This is a genomic window from Pedobacter sp. (assembly GCF_041662865.1).
GTDB lineage: Bacteria > Bacteroidota > Bacteroidia > Sphingobacteriales > Sphingobacteriaceae > Pedobacter.
The window spans coordinates 1-5,863 of the sequence record NZ_JBAZRL010000086.1 but is presented as its reverse complement, the minus strand read 5'-3'; the positions used below and the strand labels follow the sequence as shown (position 1 = coordinate 5,863).

Genomic DNA, 5,863 nt, shown 5'->3' with positions numbered 1-5,863 from the left:
CGTTGCATCATGTTCCCTCCAACTGTAGCAACATTACTTAACTGTGCTGATGCCCCAGCCTGCAAAGCCGACATCAACAATGGAAACTTATCTTTTACTAAAGCATTTTCGGCCAATGCCGAATTAGAAACTAAAGCACCGATATGTAAAACGTTATTTTTTAACTCAATTTGTTTTAAAGGCAAATGATTAATGTCGATTAATTTTTCTGGAGCAGTAACTCCTCTTTTCATTAAATCAACCAAATTTGTACCTCCAGCAATAAATGTTGCTTTTGGATCTTTACCTATTAAACTTAACGCAGTTTTAATTACTGAAGTTCTTACGAATTGGAAATTAATCATATCGCTTTTCCTCCTTCTTTAACTTCTTGTATGGCATCAACTATGTTTGGGTAAGCGCCACAACGACAGATGTTTCCACTCATGTACTCTCTAATTTCATCTTTTGAATTTGCATGGCCTTCGCGTACACAAGCAACAGCGCTCATAATTTGTCCAGGTGTGCAATAACCGCATTGAAAACCATCGTGTTTAATAAAAGCTGCCTGCATTGGATGTAATTCATCACCTTTTGCTAAACCTTCAATTGTAGTAATGCTTTTACCCTCGTTCATTACTGCTAAGCTCAAACAAGAATTTACGCGAACACCATCCACATGAACGGTACAAGCACCACATTGTCCATGATCACAACCCTTTTTTGTTCCTGTTAAGTGTAATTGTTCTCTTAATAAATCTAACAAGGTAACTCTAGGTTCTACTTTTAAAGCATACGGTTTATTGTTGACTTTTAAGTTTAATGGAATTTTCTCGAAGAGTTCTGCAAAACGTTCATCAACTTTCTGATCTGCAGCTTTTAAAACCGTTAGTGGCGTTAAAGATAGTGCAGTAAAAAGTGAAGTTTTCTTTAAGAAATCACGGCGAGTATCACCAGATGGGTTAGTGTCAATTTCAGACATAGGAAACAATTAAATATGCGATTGGGATATTTTTCTAATATCGCAATAACAAAATTTGTTTTACTAGGTTTTGATAATTTAGAAGGAGTCTATTTACAACCCAATAAACGATTCGTCATTGCGAACCGAAGCGTGAGGATGTGTAGTGGAGTGAAGCAATCTTTCTAGTTTTGTCATTCAGAGCGCAGCGAAGAATCTAATTTACAAGAGTAAATAAATAACTAGAAAAACAATGTCAGTAGCTTTTGACTTATGCAGCCCTTCTTTCCGCTGTATCTTTTCGGCTGCCCTTCGACAAGCTCAGGATGACGGCCAAAAAGGATGCCGCTTCAATAAGGTTTATATTACAAAGACAGTAGTTTTTTTGGAAGGCTTGGTTTCTTCAGAGTTTATTATAAATTACTTTTATACTTCAACTTGCATACTAATCCAATAGAGCCCCATCTGCCCCCTGTTTCTCATAGTACCTTGTGGAAGTTTTTGTTTAGGATAACTTGAAATTGAAGTATCAACTGCTTTTACAAACTTTGTCAAGTATGGAAGTCTGTTTTCAGAAAAATTTAAAATAGCCCAATCCCAGCTAGAATAAAATTTCATCATCCAATTCAATTCTTCATCTAGTTTTTCATTTTTTATGTAATCATTTATAATTGAATAAGATTTATAGATAACTTTCTCATTCAAATTACTAATTCCAGTAAAATAATCTGGTTCTATTAGTGAATACCAGTTTAAGAAAATTATTCTTTTTAGCGCTTCATATTTAATTGCTGAATCTGAGACAGAGTTAAATAATTCAAGATAATCTTCATGAATTTTTCTATTCTTAGCAAAAGTTCCATTGGCCTCAAGTTCTTCATTTAACTCATCAAAATGTTTATCATCAGGCAACGAATAATATAATTCTATCTCTAAAGCTGACAAGCTATCTAATGTATAATCCATAATTAATTATTACAAACATAAATTTAAGATTATAAAATGTTTTTTATAAAACAACCTTTAAAAAATTGATATTGAACTATAAAGAAGAGATTTCTCGTCGCTGCGCTACCGATGTAAAATCGGTACAAGTCCTATCGAAATGACGATGAGACAGAAAAAAACCACAAACACTCAGATAAAAATCTGCGCATCGGCGGCTATAAACTTTTGTCATTCCGAGCTTGCGAGGAATCTCTCAAGAGATTTACTAGACAGATTCTTCGCTGCGCTCTGAATGACAAACTAGGTGTGTGAAAACTATGTCTTCTATGTGCCTATGTGGTAATAATCCTTCGACAAGCTCAGGATGACATGTTTAATTAAGCATAAGCAACCGCATCTTTTGAAGGCAATTTGCTATAGCCCATTAAATATTCATCAACTTTTCTAGCGGTTTCTCTACCTTCAGAAATGGCCCAAACTACCAAAGATTGACCTCTACGCATATCTCCAGCGGCAAAGACTTTAGGAATATTCGTTTGGAAATTTCCTTCAATTGCTTTTACATTTCCACGTTCATCAAGCTCTACGCCTAGTTTTTCTACTAATCCCTGTTTTTGAGGATGTAAGAAACCCATCGCTAATAAAACCAATTCACAAGGATATTCTTTTTCAGTACCTGGAATTTCTTTAAAGCCTAAAGCTCTTCCATTTGCATCAATTTCCCACTGCACTTCAATTACACTTAACGATTTCAGATTACCATTCTCATCTGCATTGAATTTTTGAGTATTTACTGCCCAATTTCTATGTGCACCTTCTTCGTGAGATGAAGTAACTTTCAATAACATTGGATATTGCGGCCAAGGCATGTGTTCTGTTCTGCTTTGAGGCGGCATTGGCATAATTTCAAACTGTGTAACCGATTTTGCACCATGACGGTTGGATGTTCCGATGCAATCAGAACCTGTATCACCGCCACCAATTACAATTACATTTTTTCCTGTGGCAATTAGTTCTTTTCCATCAACTTTTCTTCCACTAACACGTTTATTTTGTTGTTTTAAGAAGTCCATAGCTGGATAAATGCCTTCTAATTCTCTTCCTGGCAAGTTTAAATCTCTTGGAATAGTTGAACCACCTGCTAAAACTAAAGCTTGATAATCTCTTAGTAACGTACTTAACTCTACATTCTCACCAACGTTGGCATTGCATTTAAACTCAATACCTTCTTCCTCCATTAATTTTATTCGACGCTCTACCACATCTTTTTGCAGTTTAAAATCTGGAATACCATATCTTAATAAACCACCTGGCACATCATCACGTTCAAAAACCACCACCTCATGACCAGCTTTATTCAGTTGAGCTGCAGCGGCTAAACCTGCAGGCCCAGAGCCAATTATAGCTACTTTTTTACCAGTTCTTATTAATGGCGCACTGGCTTTGATGTAACCTTTATCGAAAGCGATTTCGATAATGTGTTTTTCAATTTCCTCGATAGAAACTGGAGATTTATTGATGCCCAATACACATGCGCTTTCGCATGGTGCTGGACAAATTCTGCCTGTAAATTCAGGGAAATTATTGGTGCTCAATAAAATCTCTGCAGCAGTTAACCATTCGCCTTTGTAAACTGCATCGTTAAATTCTGGTATTACATTACCTAAAGGGCAACCAGATTGGCAAAAAGGCACACCACAATCCATACAACGAGCAGCTTGATGATTTAATTGCTCGGCAGGAAGTGGATTTAAAAATTCATTATAATGTTCTAGGCGTTCGCTAGGTTGTTGTCTGGTAGGCGAAACTCTTTCGTACTCCAAAAATCCTGTAACTTTTCCCATCTTAATTGATTTTAACTTGTTGACGTTTTAATAAAACTGCTTTGTACTCTTTAGGGAATACCTTTACGAAATGTGCGGATTGATTTTCCCAATCACTTAAGATGAATTCTGCAACTCTACTGCTGGTTAATCGAATATGATTTTTTAATAAAGTTTGAATTCTTTCTTCATCTTCTACATCTAGTGGATCTAAATCAACCATTTCTGGATTACACTTATTTGCAAAAGTTTTACTTACATCGTAAATCCATGCAATACCACCGCTCATACCCGCTGCGAAATTACTACCTGTATCTCCAATTACTAGCACTTCTCCACCCGTCATGTACTCACAACCATGATCACCAACACCTTCTACAACTGTGGTTGCGCCAGAATTACGAACAGCAAAACGTTCACCTGCTTTCCCACGTACATATAATTCTCCAGAAGTTGCTCCATATAATGCTACGTTACCTATGATAATATTTTGTTCTGGTATATAATTTATATCACTAAAAGGGTAAATTACGAGTTTAGCGCCCGATAATCCCTTACCTACATAATCATTTCCTTCGCCTTCTAGAGTTAATGTTAGGCCTTTCGCAGCAAATGCACCAAAACTTTGTCCAGCAGATCCGAAGCATTTAAAGTTGATCGTATCTGCAGGTAGTCCAACCCCTTTATGAACTTTAGAAATCTCATTTGAAAGCATTGTTCCAATTGCTCTATCGGTATTTTTTACATCGAAATTGGCAAAAACTGGTTCGTTATATAAAATAGCAGGCTGTGCCTTTTCAATTAATTGATGATCTAAAACACTTTCTAATCCATGATCTTGAAACTCAGTTTGATATAATGGTAAACCATTATCAGGTTCTTTGTACAATATTGGAGCTAAGTTTACATATTTCAATTTCCAATCTCCGTCAGCAATTTCTCTGGTTTTAAGCATTTGCGACTGACCAATCATTTCATTTACAGTTCTGAAACCAAGCTCTGCCATGATTTCACGTAGTTCTTCTGCTAAGAAATGGAATAAATTAACCACATGATCAGCATCACCAGTAAATAATTTTCTTAATTCTGGATCTTGTGTGGCCACACCAACTGGGCAGGTATTTAAATGACATTTACGCATCATAATACAACCAGAAGTTACTAATGCCGCTGTTGCTACTCCCCATTCTTCTGCACCTAATAAAGCTGCAATAGCAATATCACGTCCGGTTTTTAATTGCCCATCGGTTTGTACCACGACTCTACTTCTTAATCTGTTTTTCACCAAAGTTTGGTGTGCTTCTGCTAACCCTAATTCCCAAGGTAAACCTGCATGTTGAATAGAAGTTAACGGTGATGCACCAGTTCCACCATCGTAACCAGAAACTAAAATTACATCGGCATGTGCCTTAGCAACACCTGCTGCAATTGTACCTACACCAGCTTTAGAAACCAGTTTTACGTTAATCCTAGCCGCTCTATTTGCATTTTTTAAATCAAAAATTAGCTGTGCTAAATCTTCAATAGAATAAATATCATGGTGTGGTGGCGGAGAAATTAAACCCACTCCTGGTGTAGCGTGACGAACTTTTGCAATCCAATCGTCTACTTTGTGACCTGGTAACTGTCCACCTTCTCCAGGTTTTGCACCTTGAGCCATTTTAATCTGTAACTCATCGGCATTGGTTAAATAATAACTAGTTACCCCAAAACGAGCCGAAGCGATTTGTTTAATTGCCGAACGCATTGAATCGCCATTGGCCATTTTTTGATAACGCATTTCATCTTCACCACCCTCACCTGTATTACTTTTTCCGCCGATGCGGTTCATGGCAATAGCTAAAGTTGAATGTGCTTCGTGTGATATCGAGCCAAATGACATCGCTCCAGTAGCAAATCTCTTTAAGATAGATTCGGTTGATTCTACTTCTTCTAATCCTATTGCAGGGCGATTATAATTGAATTCTAATAAGCCACGAATAGTATAGGCTTGCTGAGTTTGCTCATTAATTAGCTTGGAATATTTCTTAAACGTCGTATAATCATTTCTTCTGGTCGCATTTTGTAATAAGTGGATGGTTTCTGGATTGAACAAATGTTTTTCTCCGCGTCTTCTCCATTTATAAGTTCCACCAGTAGTTAAAACTGGTTC

At 36.7% G+C, this 5,863-nt stretch carries 5 protein-coding genes; all 5 read right to left on the bottom strand.

Annotation, left to right across the window (positions count from 1 at the left end; translation table 11 throughout):
• A partial coding sequence (locus WC622_RS16195) for a xanthine dehydrogenase family protein subunit M (protein WP_372820733.1) occupies positions 1-344 on the bottom strand: 344 nt, incomplete at its 3' end.
• Positions 341-961, bottom strand: coding sequence for a (2Fe-2S)-binding protein (locus tag WC622_RS16190; RefSeq protein ID WP_372820732.1), 621 nt, complete (start codon positions 959-961; stop codon positions 341-343). The genes WC622_RS16195 and WC622_RS16190, both read right to left, overlap by 4 nt.
• 405 nt (positions 962-1,366) lie before the next feature.
• A complete protein-coding gene (locus WC622_RS16185) occupies positions 1,367-1,906 on the bottom strand; it encodes a hypothetical protein (protein ID WP_372820731.1) in 540 nt (179 codons plus the stop codon).
• Positions 1,907-2,265: 359 nt separating this feature from the next.
• The gene (locus WC622_RS16180; RefSeq protein WP_372820730.1) at positions 2,266-3,732 is read right to left on the bottom strand and encodes a glutamate synthase subunit beta; all 1,467 of its coding nucleotides are present in this window, start codon (positions 3,730-3,732) and stop codon (positions 2,266-2,268) included.
• A gap of 1 nt (position 3,733) precedes the next feature.
• Positions 3,734-5,863, bottom strand: a 2,130-nt coding sequence (locus WC622_RS16175) for a glutamate synthase-related protein (RefSeq protein WP_372820729.1), incomplete at its 5' end; no start/stop codon positions are given.

Bases quoted from the DNA above. Each gene is read 5' to 3' on its own strand.
- WC622_RS16190 (WP_372820732.1), bottom strand. From the start codon at position 961: ATGTCTGAAATTGACACTAACCCATCTGGTGATACTCGCCGTGATTTC.
- WC622_RS16185 (WP_372820731.1), bottom strand. From the start codon at position 1,906: ATGGATTATACATTAGATAGCTTGTCAGCTTTAGAGATAGAATTATAT.
- WC622_RS16180 (WP_372820730.1), bottom strand. From the start codon at position 3,732: ATGGGAAAAGTTACAGGATTTTTGGAGTACGAAAGAGTTTCGCCTACC.